Below are 26,308 nucleotides of genomic sequence, written 5' to 3' on the forward strand. Positions count from 1 at the left end.
TTGGTCCTTCAGGGGAGCCGGGCGGGGGCGGGAGCGTTCATCGGCCTGGACAGGAACTGCTCACCACTCGCATGAGCTCGATGTCGAGTCGCCGGGTGTGCATCAGGCGCTCACCCGTGAATCACGCGGGGCGAACTGGCTTTCGACCGGATCGAGGCCGTAATGGCCGCGCAGCGTGGTGGATTCGTAGTCGGTGCGGAACAGGCCGCGCTCCTGCAGGATCGGCACCACCCGGTCGACGAAGTCCTCGAGGCCGCCGGGCAGATACGGCGGCATGATGTTGAAGCCGTCGGCCGCGCCCGCCTCGAACCAGGTCTGCAGCTCGTCGGCCACCTGCTCGGGGGTACCGGCGAAGGTGCGGTGCCCACGGCCACCGCCCAGTTTGCCGATGAGCTGGCGCACCGTGAGATCCTCGGTCTCGGCCAGCTCTTTGACCAGCGTGAACCGGCTCTTGCCGCCCTCGATCTCGCTCTCGGCGGGCAACGGGGGCAGCGGAGCGTCCAGTGCGTGCGCGGTGAGGTCGACGCCGAGCATGGACGAGAGCTGCCGCAACGCGTAATCGGGCGAGATCAGCTCGGTGAACTCCTGCTCGAGTGCCTTGGCTTCCGCCACGGTGTCGGCGATGAACGGGACAAGGCCGGGCAGGACCTTCAGTTCGTGCTCGGCCCGACCGTACTTCGCCAGCCGGGACTTGAGATCGCGGTAGAACCGGACGCCCTCGTCGACGGTGCGCTGGGCGGTGAACACCGCCTCGGCGCGGTGCGCGGCGAACTCCTTGCCCGACTCCGACGATCCGGCCTGCACCAGCAGCGGCCTGCCCTGCGGACCGCGCGGCGAATTGAGCGGGCCGCGCACCCGGAACCGCTCCCCGGCGTAGTCGAGGGTGTGTACCCGGGTGGGATCGGCGAAGACGCCCGCCTCGGCGTCGAGCACGATCGCCTCGGACTCCCAGCTGTCCCACAGCGCGACGGCGACGTCGACGAATTCCTCCGCGCGTTCGTAGCGGCGGGCGTGTTCGGGGATCGCGTCGAGGCCGAAGTTGTAGGCCTCGTCGACGCTGCCGGAGGTGACGATGTTCCACCCGGCCCGGCCCGCGCTGATGTGATCGAGCGAGGCGAACTTGCGGGCCAGGTTGAACGGCTCGTTGTAGCTCGTCGAGGCGGTGGCGATCAGGCCGATGCGCGCGGTGGCGGTGGCGATCGCCGACAGCAGCGTGACCGGCTCGAACACCGCGAGGGTGTTCCGTTCGATGCGCGGGCCGACGGCGAGAGTGTCGGCGAAGAAGACCGAGTCCAGCTTGCCCCGCTCGGCGATGCGGGCCAGGTTCTGGAAATGCCGGACGTCGAGCACCCGGTGCGCGTCGGTGCGCGGGTGGCGCCAGGCCGCCTCGTGGTGGCCGACGCCCATCAGGAAGGCGTTGAGATGGAAGGTCTTGCGGGACATGGTCGAGCTCCTGGTCAGGCGTCGGTCGGCGAGGTGCGCCAGCGGGAGAGGCGGCGTTCCAGTGCGACGAGGGCGAAGTTGAAACCGAGACCGATCAGCGAGATGGCCGCGATGCCCGCGTACATCTGCGGGATCTGGAAGTTCTGCTGGGCGGCGGTGATGAGGTAGCCGAGGCCGGCGCGGGCGCCGACCATCTCGGCGGCGATGAGCACGAGGATCGAGCCCGCCGCCGCCATTCTGATTCCGGTGAAAATGGACGGGATGGCCGCGGGCAGGATCACCTTCTGGAACAGCCGCAGCGGCGAGAAGCCCAGCGACACCGCCGATTTCACCAGCAGCGGGTCGACGGTGCGGACGCCGGTGATGGTGTTGAGCAGGATCGGGAAGAAGGTGGCGTAGCCGATCAGCGCGATCTTGGACGTCTCGCCGATCCCGAGAATCAGGACGAAGACGGGAAGCAACGCCAGGGCAGCGGTATTGCGGAACAGCTCGAGCACCGGATTCAGGAAATCCGATACCGGTTTGTACCAGGCGATGGCGATGCCGACCGGCACCGCGATCACCAGGGCGATCGAGAAGCCGGTGATCGAGCGGGTGAGACTGGCCGAGATGTGCTCGCCCAGTTGCCCGTTGGCGGTGAGTTCGGCGAACGCCTGCACCACCACCGAGAACGGCGGCAGGAACACCTCGTCGACCAGCCCGAGCCGCGGCGCGAGTTCCCACGCGCCGAGCAGCAACGCGAAGGCGAGCAGCGGTTTGGTGATCCGCACCAGGGTGGTGGTGGTCGTGCGTGCGGCGCGGACGAGCCCCGCGGGGACAGCCGGTCTCGGGATCGTGATGCCGCGGGGCGCGGCCGGTTCGGCGATGACCTCGCTCGGGCGGACGAGCAGGGGGACGGCGCTAGACATGGGCGGGACTCCTGTCGGTGGACGCGTCCGCTTCGGCGGCGCTGTCGTCGGTGGCGAGCTCGAGCCGCTGGGCCCGGCTCACCTCGCTCTGCAGTTCGCTCCAGATGCGGTGGCGGTAGTCGCGGAACTGTTCGCTGGAGCGGACATCGATGTCGCCGGTGCGGTCGATATCGATGTCGATCACGGCCTTGACCCGGCCCGGCCGGGACGTGAGCACCGCGACGCGCTGCCCCAGATACACGGCCTCGTCGATGCCGTGGGTGATGAACAGGATGGTCTTGCCCGTCGTGCGCCAGATGCGCAGCAGTTCGTCCTGTAGCGACTCCCTGGTCTGGGCGTCGAGCGCGGCGAACGGCTCGTCCATCAGCAGCACCTCCGGGTCGAAGGCCAGGCTGCGGGCGATCGCGACGCGCTGCTTCATACCGCCGGACAGTTCGTGCGGGTAACGGTCGCCGAATCCGGCCAGGCCGACCAGTTCCAGGTAGTGGTCCGCGATCTGTTTGCGTTCCCTGCGCGCGACACCCTTGGCCTCCAGCCCGAACTGGATATTGGCGCGGGCGGTGCGCCACGGCAGCAGCGCGTACTGCTGGAACACCACTCCGCGATCGAGGCCGGGCCCGGTGATCGGTGCCCCGTCGAGCAGGATCTGTCCGGAGCTCGGTGTGCTCAGGCCGCCGAGCAGGTCCAGCAGGGTGGACTTGCCCGAACCGCTGGGTCCGACCAGCACGAGGAACTCGCCCGCGCCGACCTCGATCGTGATGTCGTCGATCGCGGTGAACTTCTCGGCCGCGCCACGCACGGCGAACTGCTTGCCCACCGCGTGCAGCGCGAGTTTGGCTGTGGTGCTGCTCATTTCGCGGCCACCACCTCTCCGGTCGGGCCGCTGGCCGGCTGGTAGGTGCCGTTGGCGTAGGGGTTGTCCTTGTTGGTGAACAGATCGGTGGCGGCGATCTTGCCCTTGGGCAGTTCGCCGTTACGCTCGAGCCAGTCGATCCAGATCTGGATCTCCTTGTCCGCGATCACCGCGCCAGGGACCGGAATGCCGGAGCTGCGCCAGTAGTCGAGCAGTTTCAGGTTCTCGTTGCGGCCGCGCTGGGTGATGATCTCGGTGAACTTTGCGATCACCTCGTCGCGCGGCGTGATCTGCAGCCAGCGGGTCGCGCGGGCCGTGCCCTGCACGAAATCCTTCACCGCGTCGCCGTTCTGGGCGATGTAGTCCTTGCGGAAAACGTAGGTGCCGTAATCGAATTCGCCGAAGATGTCCTTGTCGGTGAACAGCGGACGCAGGCCGCCGCGCGGCACCGCGGTCTCCCGGTACACGCCGCCGAGTGCGGCGACGTCGATCTGGCCGCTGCGCAATGCCTCCTCGGTATTGACCGGCGGCACCACGATCAGCTGGACCTGCTTGATTTCGGCCTCGCTCAGTCCCTGCTGATGCAGCCATTCCCGGGTGACGAATTCGTGGTGCGCGCCCAGGGTGTTGACACCGACCTTCTTGCCGATCAGGTCCCTGGCACCGGTGATGCCGGAATCGTCGCGGACGAAATAGCCGGTGAACGACTTGGCGTCGGAGCCGTAGGAACTCAGCACCGACTGCACGGGGGCGCCGCCGGCGGCGAGCTTGACCACCGCGCCGTTGAACGCGCTGCCGAATTCGATCTGCTTGGTGGCGGCGGCCTGGATATTGGCCGGTCCGCTGGTGGTGTCGCCTTCCCACTTCAAGCTGATCTTGCTGAAGTAGCCGAGGTGGTCGGCGAGTTCGAAGGTGGTGACCAAGCCGGTCTGGCCCTGATAGCGCAGCACGGTCTTGCCGTCGGCGGTCGTCGGCGCCTCGGCGGCGCCGCACGCGGTGACCACTGCGAGGGCGGCGGGAGCGACGAGCGCGGCGGCGAGCGCACGCAGCGGACGTCGTCGGAAGATGGTGGACAACATGATTCGGGATTCTTTCGACGGCACGCGTGATCGCGCGGCGGGCCACACAGGCGCACGCCGCGACGATCCGCGCGAACGGATTACCGGGAACGGGAAGGGCGAATCGGCGACGGAGAATGCCGCCGCGCTGTCAGCTGCGACAGAATCCGGGAGACAGGCGCATCAGGTCCACCGTTCGGCGGCGGACGAGCGCGGGGGATTCGATCATGTCGGGACTTTCCTGAGAGGTGCGGCGAGGGTGCGCCGCATCGAATTCCATAGTGCACCTGCAGATATCGACCGGGCAATGCCCTTTTCGCATCGTGGAAATCATGGTGCGCCGAATCCCGTACCAGCGGCGGCGGTGTGAAAATACGGACCGATACGCACCGCGATCTGGTGCATCGCGGGCACGACGGCGCGCACGAGTTCACGGTCGAGGCGCACCGCGCGCGCCTGCACACCGAGCGCGCCCCAGACCTGCCTGTCGGGTCCGAGTACCGGAACGGCGATCGCGCGGATCGGTTCCTCGCTGTCGATCTCCTCCACCGCGAACCCGCGCCTGCGCACGGTGTCGAACAGTTCGCCGTTGCTGCGATCGGCCCTGGCCGGCGTGTGCGCCAGCAGCGCGTGGCCGACGGCGCTGGCATTCAGCGGTCGGCGCTCCTGCGGAATCTGGTTGTGGCAGAAGTGCATCGGTGGCCGCGCCTGGAAGACGGTGAGGGCCTCCTGCGCGTCGGGCACACTCAGGCTGACGGTGATCTTGATGCCGGCGGCGAGCGCGTACAGGTGCGGCGCGGCGGCATCGAGACCGAGCCGCGACAGCGCGGGCCTGGCCAGGCAGGCCAGACCGTGCCCGATCCGGTAGCGGTCGGTGGCCGGGTCCTGCTCGAGCAGCCTGCCGCGCACCAAGGCCTGCGCGAGCCGGAAGGTGGTGCTCACCGGCAGCTCCGATCGTTGCGCGAGCTCGCTCAGCGACAACTCCGGATCGCCCCCGTGGAAGCAGTTCAGCACGTGCACCGCGCGGTCGACTGCTTGCGCGCCGGAACGTGGCGGTTCGGTGACGGTCATGGCGGACTCCCTCTCGACGGGTGCCGTGAACTATCGCCACTCCCGTGAGCAGGCGCAATGCTTCCGCGCAGCGTCAGCGGAATTCGAGGGCACCGGCCCGCGGAAGCCGGGCGCGGGCGGCACGCCGGTCGAAGGTGCCCTTTCGAGGAATCGCTCGCTGGCTTGGGTGACCCAGGCAGAATCGATCCCCACGGATGGTCTGCGTATACCGCCGACACGGCCACCTGAGGAGAACGCAGATGAAGAAACTGATCAATGACCCGGCGACGGTGATCCACGACGCGCTGGCTGGTCTCGCCGCGGCGCATCCGGAGCTTCGGGTCGATCTGGACAACCGTCTGGTGTTCCGCGCCGAACCGCCGATGCCCGGCAAGGTGGCGCTGCTCTCGGGTGGTGGCTCCGGGCACGAGCCGCTGCACAGCGGGTTCGTCGGTCTCGGCATGCTCGACGCCGCTTGTGCCGGTGAGGTTTTCACCTCGCCGGTGCCGGACCAGATCGTGGCCGCGACCGCCGCCGTGGATGCGGGCGCCGGAGTGCTGCACCTGGTCAAGAACTACACCGGTGACGTGATGAACTTCGAGATGGCCGCCGAACTGGCCGCTGCCGAGACCGGCGCCACGGTGCTGTCGGTGATCATCGACGACGACGTGGCCGTGCAGGACAGCCTGTACACCGCGGGCCGTCGCGGTGTCGGCGGCACGGTGGTGGTGGAGAAGATCGCGGGCGCCGCGGCCGAACAGGGCCGTCCGCTGGCGGCGGTGGCCGAGGTCGCGCGCACGGTGAACGAGCGCACCCGGAGCATGGGAATGGCGCTGACCTCGTGCACCGTGCCCGCCGCGGGCAAGCCCACCTTCGAGCTCGGCGAGGGCGAGATGGAGATCGGTGTCGGCATCCACGGCGAGCCGGGGCGCCGCCGCACGGCACTGGCGCCGGCCGAGGACGTGGCCGCGATGCTGGTCGAGCCGATCCTCGCCGATCTGCCGTTCGCCAGGGGCGACAAGGTGATCTGCTTCGTCAACGGGCTGGGCGGCACCCCGCTGCTCGAGCTGTACATCGTGTTCGGCGAGGTCGCCCGGATCCTCGCCGCCCACGGCGTCGAGATCGCGCGCTCACTGGTCGGCCCGTACATCACCTCGCTGGAAATGGCCGGCTGTTCGGTGACCCTGACCAAGCTCGACGAGGACCTGCTGACACTGTGGGACGCGCCGGTGCGCACCCCCGCCCTGCGCTGGGGAGCGTGATGACGACGATCGATGCGACCCGGTGGCTGCGCGCGTTCGCCGCACTGATCGACGAACACACCGATGAACTCACCGCGCTCGACGCGGCCATCGGTGACGCCGACCACGGCAGCAATATGCAGCGCGGCACCACGGCCGTCGTCGCCGCGCTCGACGACGATCCACAGCCGACCGCGGGCACGGTGCTCAAACAGACCGGCATGGTCCTGATCCGCAGCGTCGGCGGCGCGAGCGGACCGCTCTATGGCACGTTCTTCCTGCGCAGTGCTACCGCGACCGGCGACGGCGCGCTCGACGGGCCGACTTTCGCCGCGGCCTTCCGGGCGGGACTCGACGGCGTGGTGGCCCGTGGCAAGGCCGAATCGGGGGACAAGACGATGGTCGACGCGCTCGCGCCCGCGGCCGACGCACTCGACGAGCAGGTTGCCGGCGGCGCCGACCTGGCGGTGGCATTGGATGCCGCGCTGGCCGCGGCGACGACCGGCCGCGACGCGACCATCCCCCTAGTCGCCCGCAAAGGCCGTGCTTCCTATCTGGGGGAACGCAGTGCGGGACACCAGGATCCGGGCGCGACCAGCGCGACCCTGCTGGTCGCCGCGGCGAGGCAGGCGCTGCGGTGATCGGGATCGTCGCGGTCTCGCACAGTCACCTACTCGCGCACGCGACGGTCGCGCTGGCCGGGGAGATGCTGCGCGGGCAGGCGGTGCGGATCGAGATCGCGGCCGGGCTGGAGGAGCAGACCTTCGGCACCGACGCCGTCGCCGTGTCCGAGGCCATCGCGGCCGCCGACAGCGGAGATGGGGTGCTGGTGCTGATGGATATGGGCAGTGCGGTGCTGTCGGCCGAACTCGCGCTGGATCTGCTGGCGGGGGATCATCGGGTTCGTCTGTGCGCGGCGCCGTTCGTCGAAGGTCTGATCGCGGCCGCGGTGTCGGCGGCGGGCGGGGCCGATCTGGACGAGGTGGCGGCCGAGGCATCGAATGCGCTGGCAGGCAAGCAGACTCACCTCGGTGCTGGTGCCGGGAGTGCCCCGCCCGGGACTTCGGAGAGCGAAAAAGTACAGCGAGCCGCCGAAATCGCCCGCGAGATCGAGTGGAACGGCAGGGGGTTCGCCGTAGCCGAGTCCGGCCCGGTGTCACGGGCCGAATTCGTCGTCGACAATCCGCACGGTCTCCATGCGAGGCCCGCGGCCCGGCTGGTCGGGGCGGTGCGCGGACTCGACAGCTCCGTGCTGCTCGGCAATCTCACCACCGGCACCGGTCCCGCGCCCGCCTCGAGTCTGAGCCGGATCGCCGCGCTGGGCGCACTGGCCGGCCATCGCCTCGAAGTCGCGGCGACCGGCGCCGACGCGGCGGAGGCCGTGGACCGGGTACTCGCCCTTGCCGCACGGCATTTCGACGAAGCACCCGGCTTCGTGGCCGAGGTTGCGCCCGTAGCGCGCGGGACCGGTCCGCTGCCCGCCTCACCCGGTATCGGAATCGGGCCGAGCTGGCAGCTCGCCGCCGCCCAGTTCGACACTGCCGACCTCGACGATCCCGGCCGAGCCGAGACCCCTGCTGGTGAGCGACGCAGGCTCGATGCCGCCATCAATAGGGTGCGCGCTGAGATCGACCGGCTGCGGCTGACGGTCGGGACGGAAGCCGGCATCTTCGAGGCACATCAGGTGCTGCTGGACGACACGGAAGTGCTCGATGCCGTCCATTCCCGGATCGCTGCGGGGACGGGCGCGGCCCTCGCCTGGGCTCGCGTGCTCGATGACGGTGCGGCGGAACTGGATCGGTTGCCCGACGAGTACCAGCGGGCGCGCGCCGGTGATCTGCGGGCCGTGCGCGACCAGGTGCTCGCCGAACTGACGGGGCGTGCGACGCGATTGGTCAGCCGCGCAGGGGTTCTCATCACAGCCGACCTCACCCCCGCCCAAGCCGCCGTGCTGGATCCGGCGCAGGTCACGGGCATCGTGCTGGCCAACGGCAGCCCGACCGCGCACAGCACGATTCTGGTGCGCGCACACGGCATTCCGGCCGTGGTCGGCGCAGGCCCGCGCGTGCTGGAGACCGCGGCGGGGACCACCGTCGCGCTCGACGGACAAACCGGTGCGCTGGTCATCGATCCGGACCCGGCGGCGCTGGCCGAGTTCACCGAACGTGCTGTGGCGCAACAGCATCAGCGCGACGCCGCCCTGGTGGCCGCAGGCAAGCCAGCAGTCACCCGCGACGGCGTTACCGTGCATGTAGCGGCGAACATCAGCGACCTCGCCGACGCGTCCGCCGCCGTGCGCAACGGCGCCGACCTCGCCGGGCTGGTCCGCACCGAATTCCTGTTCCTCGGCCGGGCAGACGCACCATCGATCGACGAACAGGAACAGGCCTACCGCGCCCTGGCCGAAGCTCTCGACGGGCGCAAACTGATCCTGCGCACCCTCGATGTCGGCGGCGACAAACCCCTGCCCTACATCGAACAGGCGCCCGAAGCGAATCCGTTCCTTGGCATGCGCGGAATCCGCCTCACCCTCGCGCGCCCCGAGCTGCTGCGCGATCAGCTGACCGCGATCGGCCGGGTCGCCGCCGACCACCCCGTCGGGGTGATGTTCCCGATGGTGACCCAGCTGTCGGAACTCCTGGCGGCCCGCCACATCCTGAGTGAGGTTGTCCCGCCGGACATTCCGCTCGACATCGGCATCATGGTCGAGGTCCCCGCGACCGCGGCCAAGACCGCCGCCTTCGCCGGCCACGTCGACTTCCTCAGCATCGGCACCAACGACCTCACCCAATACGCCATGGCCGCCGAACGCGGCAACGAAGCCCTCGGCTCCCTCGCCGACCCCCTCGACCCCGGCGTCCTGCATCTGATCGACACCGTGAGCCGGGCAGCCACGGGCAGGGCACGAGTCGCGGTCTGTGGCGAAGCGGCCGCCGACCCGGCCGCGGCCCCGGTCCTGCTCGGCCTCGGCGTCCACGAACTCAGCGTCGGCCCGCCCTCCATCCCGCTGGTGAAAGCCGCCGTCCGGGAACTGGATTCGACATCCTGTCGCGCGCTCGCCGCGCGCGCACTGACCTGCTCGTCAGCCGAGGAGGTCAGAGCGCTGATTCCCTGAACGACCGATTCCCTGGATATCGCCGAGGTCGACCGCACCGGAGCGCCGATCGTGATGCGATGTCCCGCAACGAGTTCGGCGTAGGAGGAGATGATCGTGGTCTCGGTGGGGCCGTCGCGAGGAAACGGCCGTTCAACGCGCGCGTCGGAGCCCCGCCTGCGCACTCGGATCGGCCACCGGCAACGACCGCTGGTGACCGGCCGCTCCAGGTCCGTCGTCGTCGGAACCCTGCGGCGGGTTCGGGTACGCACCGGGCCGGACAGCCGGACAACACCTGCGTCGAGGTCGATCGCGAGCGCGTGATGGTGGCCCTGGTCATCGCTGTCACCACTGCCTTCGTTCTGCGCGAACTCGATCGATTCACTCTTCTGGATCGTCAATCCGCCGACGCGCGAGAATGATTCCCCCGAGCGTGCTCTCGGCTGATGTGAGAGTCCTGTGTGTCTCGACGACGAAGCCGGCATCATTGAGCCACGCACACATCTGACCGTGCTGGCGACGATGGACATATACGTTCATCTGGTGCCCGCCATAGCCCTGCGTCGTCAACTGAGACTCGTCACCGACATGGAAGCCGAGTAGCAACGGCCCACCGGGCCGAACTACTCGCTGGAAGTGCGCGAAGACCGAACGGATCTCGTCGTCGGGAACGTGGATCAGCGAGTACCAGGCGACCAGACCAGCCATCGAGGCGTCGTTGAAGACGAGATCGGTCATAGAGCCGAGATCGAACCGGAGGCCAGGGTGATCACGCCGGGCCACCTCGATCATTCTGGGCGACAGGTCGATTCCGAACGCGTCGACCCCCAGCCGACATAGGTGAGCGGTGATCCTCCCCGCCCCACACCCTACGTCCGCAACTGGGCCCCCGCCCTCGGCACGCACCTGGTCGGCGAACAACGCCAGGACAGCACGCTCATCGGGCGTTTCATCCAGAAGGTGACGCGTCAGATCTGCATAACTGGCAGCGACGGTGTCGTACGACGTCCGCGTGTCTTCCAGCCAGTCGGCGGCGTTCGGTCCCGTTCCCACGACCGCAGGCTACCCAACAGCCCAGGCAGGACAACCCATAGCCAGAGAAGCTTGCGTGAGAAGCTCGCTCGCGCCGGCCACCCCACCGGCCGGTCCGCGACCTGACCGCGGCCGAGCTGGCCGAAGCGGGCCGGAAATACCCTCTGCGCAGCAATCCGATTCGCATGCGTGGTCGGCGTCCAAGCACGCGATTCCGGCGAAGACGCCGGCCGCCGCTGGTCCCGGCACGGACGCGGTCGATCAGTCGATGACGATCAATCTGCAGACCCCGGATGTGGATACGGCATTCCAGAATCCGCACGATACTTCCGATAGCCCACGAATTTATCTTGCAGGTATTCCTCGAGCGCCCGAGCACGTTCCCGTGAGTCGCTGTCGTTCATTCCGATAGGTCGGCGAAGATACCAATCCATCGACCGGGAAACAGATCGATATTCGCCATTGCACACGCCGAGCACTATCGCCGCGCGAAAAGCGACAGGGTCGATATTCCATCGCGCGAACGACACCCGCTGCCGATGGCAAGCGGCGGCGAGAAGGCTGTCGAACGTCGACCATTCGGCAAACCACGCACTGCCGCGCTCTGTGACGATGCGGAACAAGCCGCAGACAACCTGGGCGACCTCGCCCACCTCGAAAATCTGCGGTGCCATCTGACTGTCGACGCCGATGAGGTCTGTGAGAGATGTCTCCACAATGGTTCCCGGTATCTCGGGACCGAGGTTCGCGTGCAGTCGGGCGGCTTCGGGAAGCGAGTTGAATATGCCGGCAACCGCATCGGATACCATGGCGATCCGTCCGAAAACCTGATAGGCGCCAGAGCTTCGCCTGAATACCGCGATTCGAATCTGCCGCCGGAGATTCAGCGCATCGATGTCGCCGTCGGCCAGGACCATGTTTTCGGCCTGATCCGAATTATTCGACAGCTTTTCCGCGGGGATCCGCACATACCCGATTTCGGAGAATTTCGATTCGACTTCAAGGATCAGCCTGGTCACGATCGTGCGGGTCACGTCGCCACAGTAGCCCCCGCAGCGGAGAAGATTCGAGGGCTACTCACGCTGCGAGGAACTGCTGTTCAACACGCTGCGCCGGCGCCTCGGCTGCGCACTCGGATCGGCCACCGGCATCGATCGCTGGTGACCGGCCGCTTCAGATCATTTGTCGTCGGAATCCTGCGGCGGGTTCTGGTGCGTAGCTGGGCCGGAGAGGCGGACCACGCCCGCGTCGAGGTCGATCGCCAGCGCGGGAGGGTGGTCCTGGCCGTCACTGTCACCGCTGCCCTCGTTCTGCAGCTTCTTACCCGGAAACAGTTCGCCCATGATGCCCACGGCTCCACGATAGCGAGTCGCGAGCCGGCGGGCCCTCTACCAGAAGCGCGGGGTCAGCCCCCAGTCCGTGAATTCCGCGGCGAGGAGTTCCTGGAGGGCGGCGCGGGTGGGGAAGCGGTCGGGGTCGCCGCCGGTGACCACCAGGGTGACGGTGTTGTCGTCGCAGGAGAAGGCCAGGTTGACGCCGACTTCGATCTGCCGGAACAGGTCGACCGGGCCGGGGTTGACGACCGGGCGCATGATGACGTCGCGAGCCCGGTGTGCGCCGAGGACGGCGATGTTCTGCGCGGTGCGGCCCATATTGGTGCACAGGCATTCGGGCGCCTTGGCGGTGCGCGCGAACTTGTGCAGCACCACCTTCGGCAGCAGCATCTGCACCGGCTGCAGGTGCTGGATCGGTGGGATGGTCTCGGGGTTGCGGTAGGCCAGGCCCGCCGCCTTGAGCGCGGCGCGGATCGCGGGGAGATCGGCGCGTTCGCCTGCCCGGTAGGTGACGCTGATCGGCAGGCCGGTGGTGGCATTGGCGCGCGGATCGTCGGCGACGCGCATCGAGTGGGGGACGTCGACGCGGACGTCGGCGCCGTCGGCGACGCGGCCGCTGCGTCCGAGCAGACCGACGGCGACACCGATCAGCAGGCCGTTGGTGGTGCCGCCGTTGGCCGCGGCGACGGCATCCCAGTCGGCGAGGTCGACCTGGACGATCGTCTCGGCGGCCTGCCAGGTCTCGGCGTGCGGCAGGCGTGGCTCGGCCGGGCGCGGATTGCGGGCCGGTTCGCTGACCCCGCGGGCACGGCGCGCGGCGCGCACACCGCGGGCGACGGCACGCAACTGTCCCCTGGCATCGGCGAGGTCGGCGGCGAAGCGGCCCGAGCCCGCCACCGGGCCGACGAGACTGCCCGCACTGGCGCCGCGGTCGGGGGTCTCACCGCGATTGAGCCGGTCGAGGGAATCGACGATCGCGTGCATCATGCCGCCGCCGTCACAGGCGACGTGCGAGGCGACGAGGGTGACGACGGTGCCACCGGACTCCGTGTGCGCGCCGGCGAGCTGCCACACCAGACCGCGTTCGGGGTCGAACTCCACCGCGGCCTGCTCGAGGAACCACGCCAGCACCGCGTCGTCGGGCAGCGGCGTCGCCGACCAGATCACCGGCAGGGACTCCGTGGCGGGCTCCCAGTGGGCCCGCGCGATCGGGAACCGGGTGGTGCGGACCCGGCGGGCGATGAACCCGGTCGCCAGATGCGCGTGCCAGCGCTGCAGCAACTCGGGGTCCAGCCGCTCGTCGAACCGGTAGGCCAGCTGGTTGACCAGGGCGTTCGGGTAGAGGCTGTGCAGTTTGAAGAACAGGTCGTCGTCGGCGGTGATCCGGTTGAGGCCTGCCGGTCCGGCGGCGACGGCCGCGACGGTGGGGGAAGTGACGGTCATCGGAAACTGAACTCCTCATCGGGAACGGAGAGTGCGCACGGTCAGCGGCGCGAAGACGGCGACAACGACCACCGAGGCCACCAGCGACCAGCACGCGTCGGCGCCGACGGTGCCGTGGGCGGCCAGCTCGCGCACCGCGGAGACCAGGTAGGACACCGGATTGACGTTCGAGACGTGCTGCATCCAGGTGGGCATGGATTCCTCGGGCACCAGGGCGTTGGAGGCGAAACCGAGGAAGGTGAGCACGAGCATGCACATGCCCTGCACCGCGGCCGGCCGGGCGACGGTGGCGCCGATGAACGCGAACAGCCAGCTGATCGCGGTCGTGGCGAAGACGACCAGGACGGCGCCCGCCAGGAATCCGGCGGTGTGCTCGGGCCGGTAGCCCATGCAGAAGCCGACGATCACCACCGTCGTCGCGGCGATGAGATAGCGCACCATGCCCGCCAGCAACGCCCCGGCAACCGGTGCGGAGCGGGCGATCGGCATGGCGACGAACCGGTCGAACACGCCCGAATGGATGTCCTCGGACAGCTGCACACCGGTGGCGACCGAGGAGGTCAGCACGATCTGCACCAGCACACCGGGAATCATGATCGGCAGATAGGCCTCCATGCTGCCCGCGATCGCGGTGCCGAAGATGCTGCCGAACAGCACCGGTCCGACGATGGGCAGCAGGATGGCGTCGTAGAGCAGCTGCGGACTGTGCCGGAAGGTCAGCAGCCCACGCCACGCCATCATCAGCGAATGCCGCAGGGCGGCAAGCGCACTGACACGGGTGACCCGCGGAGCCCGCACGACCTGTGTGGGCTGTGCGGCGGTCTCGGTGGTGAGAGTCATGGCGGTTCTTGAACTTTCCCGGAGGGCGGTCACGCCACGCCGACGCTGTCGGCGGTCTTCGCGTGCCCGGTCAGCGACAGGAACACCTCGTTGAGGTCGGGTCGGTCGATGGCGAAGCCGCGCAGGGTGATGTCGGCGGCGCGGCACGCGGCGACGATGTCGGCGCCGAGCGCGACATCGTGCAGGGCGACGGTCAGCGTGCCGGTCGAGGAGCCCTCGGGGATGTCGCCGGTCAGGTCCTTGATCAGTGTCTCGGCACGGCGCAGGTCCGCGGTGTCGGGGATGTCGAGGCGCAGAACCTGTTCACCGATGGACGCTTTCAGCTCGGCGGCGGTGCCCTCGGCGACGAGCGTGCCACGGTCGATCACCGCGATCCGGTCGGCGAGCGCGTCGGCCTCCTCCAGGTACTGGGTGGTCAGCAGCACGGTCGCGCCGCGGTCGACGAGTCCGCGCACGATGCCCCACATGCGATCGCGGGTGTGCGGGTCGAGGCCGGTGGTCGGCTCGTCGAGGAAGATCAGCGGTGGGACGGTGATCAGCGTCGCGGCCAGATCGAGGCGGCGGCGCATGCCGCCCGAGAACGCGGACACACTGCGACGGGCGACGGCCGAGAGCTCGAACTCCTCGAGGAGCTCATCGCTGCGCTGCGCGGCGTCGCGCCGGGACAGTCCGAGCAGCCGCCCGAACAGGCGCAGATTCTCACCGGCGGTGAGGGTTTCGTCGACGGAGGCGTACTGGCCGGTGAGCCCGATCATCGAGCGCACCGCGGTGGCATCGCGCACCACGTCGAAGCCGAACACCTCGGCGCTGCCGCGATCCGGGCGCAGCAGGGTCGCCAGCATGCGGACCGTGGTCGTCTTGCCCGCGCCGTTGGGACCGAGCATCGCGAACACCGAACCGGCGGGAATGCTCAGGTCGATGCTGCCGACCGCGGTGAAGTCACCGTAGGACTTGCCGAGTCCGCTGGTGCGGACGGCGATTTCGGTGCTACTCACTGCTGCCTCCCGGCATGGTCCAGTTCGGGTGTCGGGAACGACACGGGGACAAGGGCTTCCACCTCGTCGGCGGCGAGGGTGACGCCGCTGTCGGGGAAGCGGCCCGCGTAGGCGGCGGCGCGTGTGACCACATTCGGATCGGCGACCCGGTCCAGCATGGCCGCGAGCGCGTCCGCGCCGAGATCGGCGGCGCGCAGCGTGTCGGCCAGGCCGAGCCGCGACAGCGCGCGTCCCCAATACGGTTGATCGGCCTGGATCGAGCAGATCACCTGCGGCACACCGGCACGGAGAGCGGCGGCCGTCGTGCCCGCCCCGCCGTGGTGCACCGCGGCGACGCACCGCGGGAACACCGAGGCGTGGTCGACCTGGTCGACGATCGCGACCTCCGCGGACAGCTCGGGCTCGATGCCCGCCCAGCCCGCGGCGAGCAGCAGCCGCCTGCCGCGCCGGGCGCAGACCGTGCGCAGCATCGTCACCAGCGCCGCCGGATCGTCGACCGCCATCGAGCCGAAGCCGACGTAGATCGGTGCCGCGCCCGTGTCGAGCCAGGCGGCCAGCGCGGGATCGATCGGGCCGCCGAGGAACCCGTCCGTGTCGACGGCGAACCCGGTGATCGGGTGCCGATCCGGCAGTTCCGCCGCCAACCCGGGAAACAGGTCGACGTCGTAGGCCTGGATCGACACCCGGTCCGGCAGCGGATGTTCGACGATCCCGAACTCGGCCAGCGGCTCGGCCAGCGCGGCGTCGCGCGCCCACCGCAGCCCCGACCAGATTCGCCGGTTGAGCGCACCGGGAATCCGCTCACCCCACGCGGCCGGCACCACCGGCACCGAGTGATTCGGGTGGATCGGGAAGAAGTGCACTGCGGCCAACGGCAATCCGACGCGCCGCGCGACCTTCTCGGCCGCTTCCTCACCCGCCATCCCGGTCACCAGCACGTCGTGGCCCGGCGCCAGGACGAGCAGGTCGCGCACCGCCTCGGCCACACCGCGCCGCTGCAGATCCAGCACCGCACGCAGCCGCTGACGCGGGCTGAGGCTGCGGAACCGGCGATCGGCGTGCTGGGTGCGCAGCAGTTCGGCACTGTCGCGACCGAAACCGACGGCGGGGATACCGTGTTCGGTCGCGAACTCGACGAGATTGGGGGAGAGCGCGAGCGTCACCGAGTGCCCGCGGACCCGCAGTTCGCGGGCCAGCAGGATGCCGGGCTGGGCATCGCCCCGGCTCCCGGTGAAGGCCAGCAGTGCACGCATCGTCAGCCCGCGCTCAGCGCTGCCGACGCGGCGTCGGCGACCGGTGCGGCCGCGGCGGGCGCGGCGAGAGTGGTGACCGCGTAGATGGCCCTGGCGAATTCGGTGAGGAAGCGGTCCATCACCTCGGCGGGCAGACCGGCGGGGTAGCGGGTGGAGACGTAGAGACCCTCGGGGCCGCGCACGACCCAGAAGTACACCTCGTCGGTGGAGTACGAGACGGCACGCAGTGTTCGTCCGCGCAGGTCGGCGACCAGTTCGTAGTCCGGGAGCATGCGGATGTCGAGGAAGGACGCGCCGAAGGTCGGGCCCTCGAGCGCGCCTGCCATCGCCAGCGAACGGCCCCAGGAGGCGTCGTTGCAGACGTGGGCGCGCTTGAGTGCGGCCCGGGTGACCTCCAGCGCGACGGACATGTCGGCGCCCGCGGGCAGGGTGATGTCGACCGGGACGACATTGACGAACCAGCCCATCGACTCGAGCCAGGTCAGATCGGGCCGGGTCGCGATCGGCATGATCGTGCGGAAACGGTCGTCGCCGAACACTTCCCGGGACGCGGCGGCGAGCGCGGCGAAGACGGTGACCGAGAGCCGGTGCTTGATCCGGCCGAGGGACGCCTCCACCTCTTCGAGCTGCTCGAGGGTCAGCAGCGTGCGCGAGACACTGGGCTGGGCGTGCTCACCGTCGAGCGCGGCGACCATGCCCTCGGCGAAGCGCGGCATGGGCGAGCCCGGCTCACCGACGAAGTCACGCCACACCGCGACGGCGGGGGAGTCGGGGGTCAGCTCCTCGGCCGCGGCCCGCTCGACGGCGGCGTAGTCGGCGGCGCTGCCGAAGGTGGCCGAATCGCGGATCTCGCCGCCGGTGCGGACGGCGGTGTAGAGGGTGCGCAGTTCGAGGATGAGGACGGCCTGCGAGTAGGCGTCGAGCACGGAGTGGTCGGCGGCGACCAGGACGGTGAAGTCGTCGGTGTCGTGCGCGACGGTGGCCACCAGCAGGTGCGGCCACACCAGCGGGGAAAGGCGCAGTTCCAGTGTGCCGCAGAGGAAGTCGTTGATCTGGTCGCCGTCGGTGAGATCGGCGACCGGAACGCCGGCCACGCGCACCGTGCCGGGGGCGGTGGTCACCCGGTGGTAGTCGCCGTCACCGGTGGGGGCGACGGTGGTCCGGAACCCTTCGTGGCGGTCGTGCCACAGCTCCAGCGTCTTGGCCCACACCTGCGCGTCGAGCGGGGCGTCCATCTCGAAAATGGTGCCGATCCAGCGCCCGCGTCCCGGGCTGGGATCCTCGGGGTCGAGGAACCCGAGGTACTGGGAGTGGACGCTGGCGAGCGGGCGCTCGTCGTCGTACCAGGAACCGGGAGATGCGAGTTCGGGCGTCCAGATGGACAGTGCGCCGGAGCGAATCCGGAATTCGGACAGGTGGGTGTATTCCATGCGGGGGTCACCTCGGGTGCAGTGCAAGCCGAAATCGGCGCGAACGGGGAATGTCGGTGATCGCGGTCGCGTCACCGGGTGTTGCTCTGGATCCCGCACCGGATGTAGCTGGCGAACCCTGGGCTATCCCGAGTCTATAACTCTGAGAGTTTTCTGAAATACGCGTTAGTCACAACTGGTCTATGTGAAGAAGCTCACTTTCAAATTGTGTCGGATCACCAGCGTAACCCGGTGCCCCTGAAGTAAGGGGGTTTCTGTTCAGAAATCGGCGCAAGGCGCCTGGCTGGGTTGTGACCTGCGGTTATGGTGCTGCTGGAGCGCCGTACTCGGCGAGAACAGTGCCGTGCCGGACCACACCGGACAGTCCTGGCAGCTCGGTCGGGGGCGACCAGGATCGGAATCCGTCATAGCTGTCGCTGAAGAAGTAGCGGCCGTCGAGGTAGGCGTCGAGGTAGATCCGGTGCCCACCGTCGGGCAGCCGGACCACCGACTGACCCTCGCGCGGACCACCCCACCCGGCCCAGTCGCCGGTGGCCACGAAGGCGTAGGGCCCGATCGGGCGGTCGGCCACGGCGAGTTCGATCAGCTTGGAGTCCTCGTTCTTGACGAACGCGAACACCCGGCCTGCCAGGCGCACCAAGGTGGTGTCGATGTATCCGAGGGAACCCGGCGTGCCGGGGCCGAGCCCGAGCAGGGGAACCGGCGGCGCCCAGGTCGTGAGCCCGGCGTCGAGGGGGATCAGCAGGTGCGGGGTGAATCCGCGTCCCCAGGTGAGCGAGACGATGATGCCGGCCCGGCCCGCGGCGTCGGCATACCACTCCGGCGCCCATGCGCCCTCGAGCCGGCCCGGCACGAGCATCGTGATATTGCCGAGGGGGGTCCAGGTGATCCGGTCGCGGCTGCGGGCCAGGCCGATCGCGGTGGCATCCCCGGCGATGGTGTAGGTGAGGTAGTAGTTGCCGTCGCTGTGCAGCAGGATGCTGGGATCGCGGACCAGGCCCGACGGCGGCGTGAACGCGTGCTCCCTGACGGCGGTGAAGTCGGTGCCGTCCGTCGATTCGTAAACGGCCAGGGTGGTGTCGCTGTCGGCACGGAACGCGGTCATGGTGTACCGAACCGGTGCGCGGTCCGGGTCTGCCCCGACACCGGGCCCGAGTGCGGACTGCGCCCGCGCTGTGCCCGTGGCCAGCAGCGGCAGCCCGGTCAGCAGTGCGAGTGCGGATCTGCGTCCCACGGTCATCGCCATGACCTGGGATTGTCCGGCCGAAACAGCGCCGGGTGCGGCAGGCGCGCCGGTCAGCTGCGGACGTTCACCGGTTCTGCGTCCGGGGTGGTTGCCGTGACGGCGGCTACCGGCATCCGCGCGTCCAGGACCAGCCCCAGCAGGCCGATGGACAGGCAGACGGCCGACACGGTGACGGCGATCGGACTGGTCCCGCCCGCCAGGGAACCGGCGAGGATCACCGTCGAGATCGTGCCGGGCGCTGAGCCGACGAGCGTGGCGACCAGATAGGGCAGCACCTTGACCGAGGACAGTCCGCAGCAGTAGTTGACGATGGAGAACGGCGCGAGCGCGATCATCCGCAGCGCGGCCACCGCCAGCCAGCCACGCTGGGCCAGCCGGTCATCGATCGCCCGCACCGCCGGATGACGCAGATGTTCGGCGACCCGGGCGCGCCCCACCGCGCGGACCCCCAGCAGGGCGAGTGTCGCACTGACTCCGGTCGCGCCGAGCGCGATGACCGAACCGAGGACCGGGCCGAACAACACCCCGCTGGTCACCGTCAGGACGGTGCGCGGAACCGGTGCCACGGCGACGAGCGCATAGAAGAGGAAGAACAACACCGGCAGCAGCGGCCCCGCGCCACCCGCCCACTCCCTGATCTGCGCCGGGCCGGGCAGCGGAACCAGCATCGCCACCACGAACAGCACGGCGATCCCGGCCAGGGCCATGAGCAGGCGCGGGGATCGGATCAGTCGAGACACCGCGTCAGCGTACCGGCCGGTAGGGGATGGCCCCAGTGAGTGGACAGGGTGTCACAGTTAGCATCATGGATGAACCGGACACATCCTGGTTCGCCGCAGTATCCGCTGCTGGGCTGATGCTGCCGGATCGGCAGTACACCGGGGTGCGGTCGTCGAATGGAAGAGAGAACAGCAGCTATGCCGATTGGTTCAGAGTCCGGGGCGGGGCTCGCACCGGATCCGGTGCCCGAATACGCCGCATGGCGCAAGGGCGTGGCGGGCGTGCTGGCCAAAGCGCGACGGGTCGAGGCTGCCGAGCTCCCCGCGGAGCCCGAGCATCTGCTCGACGAGACCACCTATGACGGGCTCACCATCGCCCCGCTCTACACCCGCCGTGACGAGCTGCCCGAGCAGCCGCTGCCCGGCGCGTTCCCGTACGTCCGTGGTGGCAGTGCCACCCGCGACCCGCAGCGCGGCTGGTTCGTCGCCGCCTTCGCCGGATCCGCGGACGCCGCGGCCACCAACCGGACGATCCTGTCCTGGCTGGAGAACGGCGTCAGCGCCGTCTCGCTCGGCGTCGGGGCCGACGGCGTCGCGATCGCCGACATCCCCACCGCGCTGACCGGCCTGCTCTTCGAACTGGCCCCGCTGACCCTGGTCGCGGGCGCCGACGTCGACGCCGCCGCCGACCAGGTCTTCACACTGCTCGACGGCTACCAGCTCGCCGACCGCGCCGAGATCCAGGTCGGGCTCGGCGCGGCCCCGCTGACGAGCGCGTTCGCCGGCACCGCCGACATCGACACCGAGCAGGCCGTCGCGCTGGCGACCCGCGCGATCGCCCGCCCCGAGACGGTGCGCGCGATCACGGTGGACGGCACCGCCTTCCACAACGCCGGTGCCGCCGACGCCCAGGAACTCGGCGCGTCCGTCGCCGCAGGCCTGGCCTATCTGCGCGCGCTGACCGCCGCGGGTGTCGACATCGCCGACGCGCTCGGTCAGCTCGAGTTCCGCTTCGCGGCCACCGACGACCAGTTCGCCACCATCGCGAAATTCCGTGCCGCCCGGCGCCTCTGGGCCCGCGTGGCCCACGTGTGCGGCGCGCCCGCTTTCGGCGCGGCCCCGCAGCACGCGGTCACCTCGGCCGCCATGATGACCCAGCGTGACCCGTGGGTGAACCTGCTGCGCACGACCCTGGCCGCCTTCGGCGCCGGTGTCGGTGGCGCCGATTCGGTCACCGTGGCGCCGTTCGACTCCGCGCTGCCCGCGGGCGAACTCGGTGTGTCGCAGTCGTTCTCGGAGCGCATGGCCCGCAATATCCAGCTGCTGCTGCTCGAGGAATCGCGCCTGGGCCACGTCCAGGACCCGGCCGCCGGTTCCTGGTACGTCGATTCGCTGACCGACGAACTCGCCGCCAAGGCCTGGGAATTCATGCAGGAGATCGAGGCCGCGGGCGGTTACCCCGCCGCGCTCGCCGCCGGTCTGGTCGCCGAGCGCATCGCCGAGACGGCCGCCACCCGCGCCGCCGACATCGCGCACCGCAAGACCGCGGTCACCGGCGTCAACGAATTCCCCAACCTCGCCGAGACGCCGCTGTCGGAGCAGGCGCGCGCTGATGTCTCGGTCGCCCGCTACGGCGCCGCGTTCGAGTCGCTGCGCAACCGTTCCGACGCGTACCTGGCCGCCAACGGCGCCCGCCCGAAGGCACTGATCGTGCCGCTCGGCCTGGTCGCCGAACACAACGCGCGCACCATCTTCACCGCGAACGTGCTGGCCTCCGGCGGCATCGAGTCGGTCAACCCCGGCCCGCTGACCGTCGACGGCATCGCCGCCGCCGCTGCCGAATCCGGGGCGCGGATCGCGGTCCTGTGTGGTGCGGACAAGCGCTACGGCGAGGAAGCGGGCGCCGCGGTCGACGCGTTGCGCGCCGCCGGCATCGACACCGTACTGCTGGCCGGACCGGAGAAGTCGGTCGCGCAGTACAGCGGTACACAGCGTCCCGACGGGTACCTGACCCTGCGCATCGACGCGGTCGCGGTCCTGTCGCAGCTGCTGGAGAAGGTGGGAGCCTGATGACCACATCCGATATCGAGCACCTGATCGGTAGTTTCGCCGAGGTGCCGCTCACCGAGCGGGCGCCCGAGTCCGCCGACGTGGACGACGCGCAGGTGAAGGAGTTCGTGGCCGAGGCCGCCGCGGCCAACCACACCACCGCCGACCAGCTCACCTGGGCCACGCCCGAGGGCATCGACGTGCCGCCGGTGTTCACCAAGGCCGACCGGGATGCTGTTGTCGCGCAGGGCTATCCGCTCGACACGGTGCCCGGTGTGGCGCCGTTCCTGCGTGGTCCGTACCCGACCATGTACGTCAACCAGCCGTGGACCATCCGCCAGTACGCGGGCTTCTCCACCGCCGCCGACTCGAACGCCTTCTACCGCCGCAACCTGCAGGCCGGTCAGAAGGGCCTGTCGGTCGCCTTCGACCTCGCCACGCACCGTGGCTACGACTCCGATCACCCGCGCGTGCAGGGTGACGTCGGTATGGCCGGTGTCGCGATCGACTCGATCCTGGACATGCGCCAGCTCTTCGACCAGATCCCCCTGGATCAGGTGTCGGTGTCGATGACCATGAACGGCGCGGTGCTGCCGATCCTGGCGCTCTACGTCGTCGCCGCCGAAGAGCAGGGCGTCACGCCCGAACAGCTGGCCGGAACCATTCAGAACGACATTCTGAAAGAGTTCATGGTCCGCAACACCTACATCTACCCGCCCAAGCCGTCGATGCGGATCATCTCCGACATCTTCGCCTTCACCAGCGCGAAGATGCCGAAGTTCAACTCGATCTCCATCTCGGGCTACCACATCCAAGAGGCCGGTGCGACCGCCGATCTCGAGCTGGCCTACACCCTGGCCGACGGTGTGGAGTACATCCGCGCCGGGATCGCGGCGGGCATGGACGTCGACAAGTTCGCCCCGCGCCTGTCGTTCTTCTGGGCCATCGGCATGAACTTCTTCATGGAGGTCGCCAAGCTGCGCGCGGGCCGCCTGCTGTGGAGCGAGCTGGTTTCCAAGTTCGAGCCCAAGAGCGCGAAATCGCTATCGCTGCGCACCCATTCGCAGACCTCCGGCTGGTCGCTCACCGCCCAGGACGCCTACAACAATGTGGCGCGCACCTGCATCGAGGCGATGGCCGCGACCCAGGGCCACACCCAGTCGCTGCACACCAACGCCCTCGACGAGGCGCTGGCCCTGCCGACGGACTTCTCCGCGCGCATCGCCCGCAATACCCAGCTGCTGATCCAGCAGGAGTCCAACACCACCCGCCCGATCGACCCGTGGGGCGGCTCGTACTACGTCGAGTGGCTCACCCACCAGCTGGCCGAGCGGGCCCGCGCGCACATCGCCGAGGTGGAGGCGCACGGCGGTATGGCACAGGCGATCTCGGAAGGCATTCCGAAGCTGCGCATCGAAGAGGCCGCCGCCCGTACCCAGGCGCGCATCGACACCGGGCAGCAGCCGGTCATCGGCGTCAACAAGTACCAGGTCGAAGAGGACCACGAGGTCGAGGTCCTCAAGGTCGAGAACTCGCGCGTGCGCGCCGAGCAGATCGAGAAACTGGAACGCCTGCGCGCCGAACGGGATTCGGCCGCCGTCGAGGCCGCGCTGGCCAACCTCACCCGCGCTGCCGCCGCCACCGAGGGCGGGATGGAGAACAACCTGCTGGCTTTGGCCATCGACGCCGCCCGCGCCAAGGCCACCGTCGGTGAGATCTCCGACGCACTGGAGAAGGTGTACGGCCGCCATCAGGCCGAAATCCGTACGCTCTCCGGTGTGTACCGTGACGAAGCAGGCAAGGCATCCAATATCGGCGCGGCTATCGCGCTCGTCGAGGAGTTCGCCGAGGCCGAGGGCCGTCGCCCCCGCATCCTGGTCGCCAAGATGGGCCAGGACGGCCACGATCGCGGGCAGAAGGTGATCGCCACCGCGTTCGCCGACCTCGGCATGGATGTCGACGTGGGCCCGCTGTTCCAGACCCCCGAAGAGGTGGCGCGCCAGGCGGCCGACAACGACGTGCACATCGTCGGTGTCTCCTCGCTGGCCGCGGGTCACCTCACGCTGGTGCCCGCCCTGCGGCAGGCGCTGGCCGATGTCGGCCGCCCCGACATCATGGTCATCGTCGGCGGTGTGATCCCGCCCGGTGACTTCGACGAGCTCTACGAGGCAGGCGCGGCGGCGATCTTCCCGCCCGGCACCGTCATCGCCGACGCGGCCATCGACCTGCTGAAGAAGCTGGCCGCCTCTCTCGGCCACGAGATCGGCGGCGGCACAGCCGAATGAGCGACGCCGCACACCCAGCCGGGGGTGGGGAGCCCCACCCCCGGCTGGGCACCACCGCGGGTGTCGGGGCCCCGCGCAACGGCGACCGGACCGTCACCGGCGTCCGCCGCACCATCGATATCGACGCGCTCGCCGGCGAGGTGAAGGCCGGTCAGCGCTCGGCCCTGGCCCGCGCGATCACCCTGGTGGAATCCACCCGCGCCGACCACCGCGAACTGGCCCAGCAGTTGCTGCTGCGGCTGGGCACCGAGCCGGGCACCGTGGTGTCCAACCGGGTCGGCATCACCGGTGTCCCCGGCGTCGGCAAGTCGACGTTCATCGACGCGCTCGGCATGTATCTGCTCGGCAAGGGGCATCGGGTCGCCGTCCTGGCCGTCGATCCGTCCTCGACCCGCACGGGCGGTTCGATCCTCGGCGACAAGACGCGCATGGCCCGGTTGTCGCTGGAGGCCGACGCGTTCATCCGGCCATCGCCCACCGCGGGCACCCTCGGCGGCGTCGCGAAGGCCACCCGCGAGACCATCGTGCTGCTCGAGGCGGCCGGCTACGACGTGATCCTGGTCGAGACGGTCGGCGTCGGCCAGTCCGAGGTGACTGTCGCCAACATGGTCGACGTCTTCTGCTTCCTCACCCTGGCCCGCACCGGCGATCAGTTGCAGGGCATCAAGAAGGGCGTGCTGGAACTGGCCGAGCTCGTCGCGGTCAACAAGGCCGACGGCAAGCACGAGATGGAGGCCAAGAGCGCGGCGCGCGAACTCCAAGGCGCCCTGCGCCTGATCCATCCGCACGACGCCCTCTGGCGTCCGCCGGTGCTCACCATGAGCGGCCTGGAGGGCCACGGCCTGGACAAGTTCTGGGACACCGTCCTCGAACATCGCCGCATCCTCACCGACGCGGGGGAGTTCGCCGAGAAGCGCCGCCGCCAGCAGGTCGACTGGACCTGGACCATGGTCCACGACCAGATCCTGCGCCGCCTCGCCGACAACCCGGCCGTGAAATCCGTTCGCGCCCACATCGAATCCGCCGTCCGCGACGGCACCCTCACCCCGGCTCTCGCCGCCGAACAAATCCTCAGCGCCTTCGACGCCTGACCAGAATTTTCGCAACCAGGGGTTGCGCGAACTCTTGTCGGTGTGAATACTTAGGTATGTGCCTAAGTATTCATCGGGTGAGCCGGACGGAGGGCTCGACAGTGTCTTCCGGGCGCTGGCGGATCCGACTCGGCGGGCGATCGTCGAGCGGCTCGCTCGCGGGCCCGCGTCGGTGTCAGATCTCGCGGCGCCGTTCGAGGTCGCGCTGCCGACGATCGTGCAGCACCTGAAGGCGCTGGAAGCAGGACAGATCGTCAGCTCGGCCAAGCTCGGCCGCGTGCGCACCTATCAACTGGTGCCGGGGGCCTTCGGGTTCGCGATCGACTGGTTGCGGCAGCAGCGGCCACCGGCCGAACGACAGCTGGACCGACTCACGGCACTACTCGTGGAATCAGTGAACAACGCAGAGGGAGAACAACAATGACCGACACCGCTACCCGCTCCATCGCCCACGCCCAGTTCGCCATCGAGCGTGACGTGCCCGTCGCCCCGGCCGTCGCGTTCCAGGCGTTCGCCGATCCCACCATCAAGAGCAAGTGGTTCGGCGGCGAGGAAGGCTGGGAACAGGGCGAGGTCTCCGCCGACTTCCGCGTCGGCGGCGTCGAGATCAACGAAGGCACCTTCCAGGAGACGATGACCTCCCGTTTCGTCGCCACCTACACCGACATCGTCGAGAACGAGCGCCTGGTCTACACCTACGACATGTGGCTCAACGGCGCCCATATCTCGACCTCGGTGGCCACCTGGGAATTCGAGCCGACCACCATCGGCACCAAGCTCACCCTCGTCGAATTCGGCGCCCACCTCGACGGGCACGACACCGGCGCCCAGCGTGAGGAGGGCACCCGCGAACTCGTCGAGGCTCTGGCGAAGTACCTCGAATCGGTCGCCTGACGCGGTTCGCCCGTGCCCCTCTGCCTCCGCGCCGCCGTCAATATCTCAAT

23 protein-coding genes are annotated in these 26,308 nt (G+C 69.3%); 8 read left to right on the plus strand and 15 right to left on the minus strand.

Going from position 1 to position 26,308, the window contains the following annotated elements; genetic code table 11:
• Positions 1-102: 102 nt before the first annotated feature.
• The 5 genes from ACFVAV_RS24915 to ACFVAV_RS24935 form a co-directional block, all read right to left on the minus strand.
• The gene (locus ACFVAV_RS24915) at positions 103-1,443 is read right to left on the minus strand and encodes an LLM class flavin-dependent oxidoreductase (RefSeq protein ID WP_379037625.1); all 1,341 of its coding nucleotides are present in this window, start codon (positions 1,441-1,443) and stop codon (positions 103-105) included.
• Between the two features lie 14 nt (positions 1,444-1,457).
• Entirely contained in the window at positions 1,458-2,351 is an 894-nt protein-coding gene (locus ACFVAV_RS24920) for an ABC transporter permease (protein WP_379037627.1), read from the minus strand.
• Positions 2,344-3,204, minus strand: a complete 861-nt coding sequence (locus ACFVAV_RS24925; RefSeq protein ID WP_379037629.1) for an ABC transporter ATP-binding protein — start codon at positions 3,202-3,204, stop codon at positions 2,344-2,346. The genes ACFVAV_RS24920 and ACFVAV_RS24925 overlap by 8 nt, the downstream gene beginning before the upstream one ends.
• Positions 3,201-4,283 (minus strand): ABC transporter substrate-binding protein, encoded by a 1,083-nt coding sequence (locus ACFVAV_RS24930; protein ID WP_379037632.1) that lies wholly within the window; start codon positions 4,281-4,283, stop codon positions 3,201-3,203. Before ACFVAV_RS24930 ends, ACFVAV_RS24925 begins: the two co-directional genes overlap by 4 nt.
• Positions 4,284-4,592: 309 nt before the next feature.
• Positions 4,593-5,333, minus strand: a complete 741-nt coding sequence (locus ACFVAV_RS24935; RefSeq protein WP_379037633.1) for an IclR family transcriptional regulator — start codon at positions 5,331-5,333, stop codon at positions 4,593-4,595.
• 239 nt (positions 5,334-5,572) lie between these two features.
• Between ACFVAV_RS24935 and dhaK the strand changes: the two genes are divergently transcribed.
• Genes dhaK through ptsP form a run of 3 tightly spaced genes read left to right on the plus strand, consistent with a single transcriptional unit; the run spans position 5,573 to position 9,668 of the window.
• Positions 5,573-6,574: a dihydroxyacetone kinase subunit DhaK gene (gene dhaK / locus ACFVAV_RS24940; RefSeq protein WP_379037634.1), complete on the plus strand. Its 1,002-nt coding sequence runs from the start codon at positions 5,573-5,575 to the stop codon at positions 6,572-6,574.
• Complete coding sequence (gene dhaL / locus ACFVAV_RS24945) at positions 6,574-7,194, plus strand: dihydroxyacetone kinase subunit DhaL (protein ID WP_379037635.1); 621 nt, start codon at positions 6,574-6,576, stop codon at positions 7,192-7,194. Before dhaK ends, dhaL begins: the two co-directional genes overlap by 1 nt.
• Positions 7,191-9,668 carry a phosphoenolpyruvate--protein phosphotransferase gene (gene ptsP / locus ACFVAV_RS24950; protein WP_379037636.1) on the plus strand — a complete coding sequence of 826 codons (2,478 nt, stop codon included), beginning with the start codon at positions 7,191-7,193 and terminating at the stop codon, positions 9,666-9,668. Before dhaL ends, ptsP begins: the two co-directional genes overlap by 4 nt.
• A 360-nt stretch (positions 9,669-10,028) precedes the next feature.
• Here the strand turns inward: ptsP and ACFVAV_RS24955 are convergent, their stop codons facing one another.
• From ACFVAV_RS24955 to ACFVAV_RS25000, 10 genes are all read right to left on the minus strand, one after another.
• Positions 10,029-10,700, minus strand: coding sequence for a class I SAM-dependent methyltransferase (locus ACFVAV_RS24955; RefSeq protein WP_379037637.1), 672 nt, complete (start codon positions 10,698-10,700; stop codon positions 10,029-10,031).
• Between the two features lie 254 nt (positions 10,701-10,954).
• Positions 10,955-11,713, minus strand: coding sequence for a hypothetical protein (locus tag ACFVAV_RS24960; protein ID WP_379037638.1), 759 nt, complete (start codon positions 11,711-11,713; stop codon positions 10,955-10,957).
• A gap of 144 nt (positions 11,714-11,857) precedes the next feature.
• A complete protein-coding gene (locus ACFVAV_RS24965) occupies positions 11,858-12,031 on the minus strand; it encodes a hypothetical protein (protein WP_379037795.1) in 174 nt (57 codons plus the stop codon).
• 36 nt (positions 12,032-12,067) lie between these two features.
• Positions 12,068-13,456, minus strand: a complete 1,389-nt coding sequence (locus ACFVAV_RS24970; protein WP_379037639.1) for a hypothetical protein — start codon at positions 13,454-13,456, stop codon at positions 12,068-12,070.
• 15 nt (positions 13,457-13,471) lie between these two features.
• Complete coding sequence (locus ACFVAV_RS24975; protein WP_379037640.1) at positions 13,472-14,296, minus strand: ABC transporter permease; 825 nt, start codon at positions 14,294-14,296, stop codon at positions 13,472-13,474.
• A gap of 29 nt (positions 14,297-14,325) precedes the next feature.
• A complete protein-coding gene (locus ACFVAV_RS24980) occupies positions 14,326-15,291 on the minus strand; it encodes an ATP-binding cassette domain-containing protein (RefSeq protein ID WP_379037643.1) in 966 nt (321 codons plus the stop codon).
• A complete protein-coding gene (locus tag ACFVAV_RS24985) occupies positions 15,288-16,544 on the minus strand; it encodes a glycosyltransferase (RefSeq protein ID WP_379037645.1) in 1,257 nt (418 codons plus the stop codon). The genes ACFVAV_RS24980 and ACFVAV_RS24985 overlap by 4 nt, the downstream gene beginning before the upstream one ends.
• Positions 16,545-16,546: 2 nt before the next feature.
• On the minus strand, positions 16,547-17,974 hold the full coding sequence (locus tag ACFVAV_RS24990; protein ID WP_379037646.1) for a condensation domain-containing protein: 1,428 nt from the start codon (positions 17,972-17,974) through the stop codon (positions 16,547-16,549).
• A gap of 301 nt (positions 17,975-18,275) precedes the next feature.
• Positions 18,276-19,220: a hypothetical protein gene (locus ACFVAV_RS24995; RefSeq protein ID WP_379037647.1), complete on the minus strand. Its 945-nt coding sequence runs from the start codon at positions 19,218-19,220 to the stop codon at positions 18,276-18,278.
• A gap of 50 nt (positions 19,221-19,270) precedes the next feature.
• Positions 19,271-19,960 carry a TVP38/TMEM64 family protein gene (locus tag ACFVAV_RS25000; RefSeq protein WP_379037648.1) on the minus strand — a complete coding sequence of 230 codons (690 nt, stop codon included), beginning with the start codon at positions 19,958-19,960 and terminating at the stop codon, positions 19,271-19,273.
• A 177-nt stretch (positions 19,961-20,137) separates the two neighbouring features.
• Between ACFVAV_RS25000 and ACFVAV_RS25005 the strand changes: the two genes are divergently transcribed.
• Genes ACFVAV_RS25005 through ACFVAV_RS25025 form a run of 5 tightly spaced genes read left to right on the plus strand, consistent with a single transcriptional unit; the run spans position 20,138 to position 26,258 of the window.
• On the plus strand, positions 20,138-22,009 hold the full coding sequence (locus tag ACFVAV_RS25005; protein WP_379037649.1) for a methylmalonyl-CoA mutase family protein: 1,872 nt from the start codon (positions 20,138-20,140) through the stop codon (positions 22,007-22,009).
• Positions 22,009-24,273 carry a methylmalonyl-CoA mutase gene (gene scpA / locus ACFVAV_RS25010; protein ID WP_379037650.1) on the plus strand — a complete coding sequence of 755 codons (2,265 nt, stop codon included), beginning with the start codon at positions 22,009-22,011 and terminating at the stop codon, positions 24,271-24,273. Before ACFVAV_RS25005 ends, scpA begins: the two co-directional genes overlap by 1 nt.
• Positions 24,274-24,317: 44 nt before the next feature.
• The gene (gene meaB / locus ACFVAV_RS25015; RefSeq protein ID WP_379037789.1) at positions 24,318-25,364 is read left to right on the plus strand and encodes a methylmalonyl Co-A mutase-associated GTPase MeaB; all 1,047 of its coding nucleotides are present in this window, start codon (positions 24,318-24,320) and stop codon (positions 25,362-25,364) included.
• Between the two features lie 58 nt (positions 25,365-25,422).
• Complete coding sequence (locus ACFVAV_RS25020; protein WP_379037652.1) at positions 25,423-25,788, plus strand: ArsR/SmtB family transcription factor; 366 nt, start codon at positions 25,423-25,425, stop codon at positions 25,786-25,788.
• Positions 25,785-26,258, plus strand: coding sequence for an SRPBCC domain-containing protein (locus ACFVAV_RS25025; protein WP_379037653.1), 474 nt, complete (start codon positions 25,785-25,787; stop codon positions 26,256-26,258). Before ACFVAV_RS25020 ends, ACFVAV_RS25025 begins: the two co-directional genes overlap by 4 nt.
• The last annotated feature ends 50 nt before the right edge of the window (positions 26,259-26,308 follow it).

Origin of the sequence: Nocardia sp. NPDC057663 (assembly GCF_042799895.1) — a bacterium.
Classification (GTDB): domain Bacteria; phylum Actinomycetota; class Actinomycetes; order Mycobacteriales; family Mycobacteriaceae; genus Nocardia.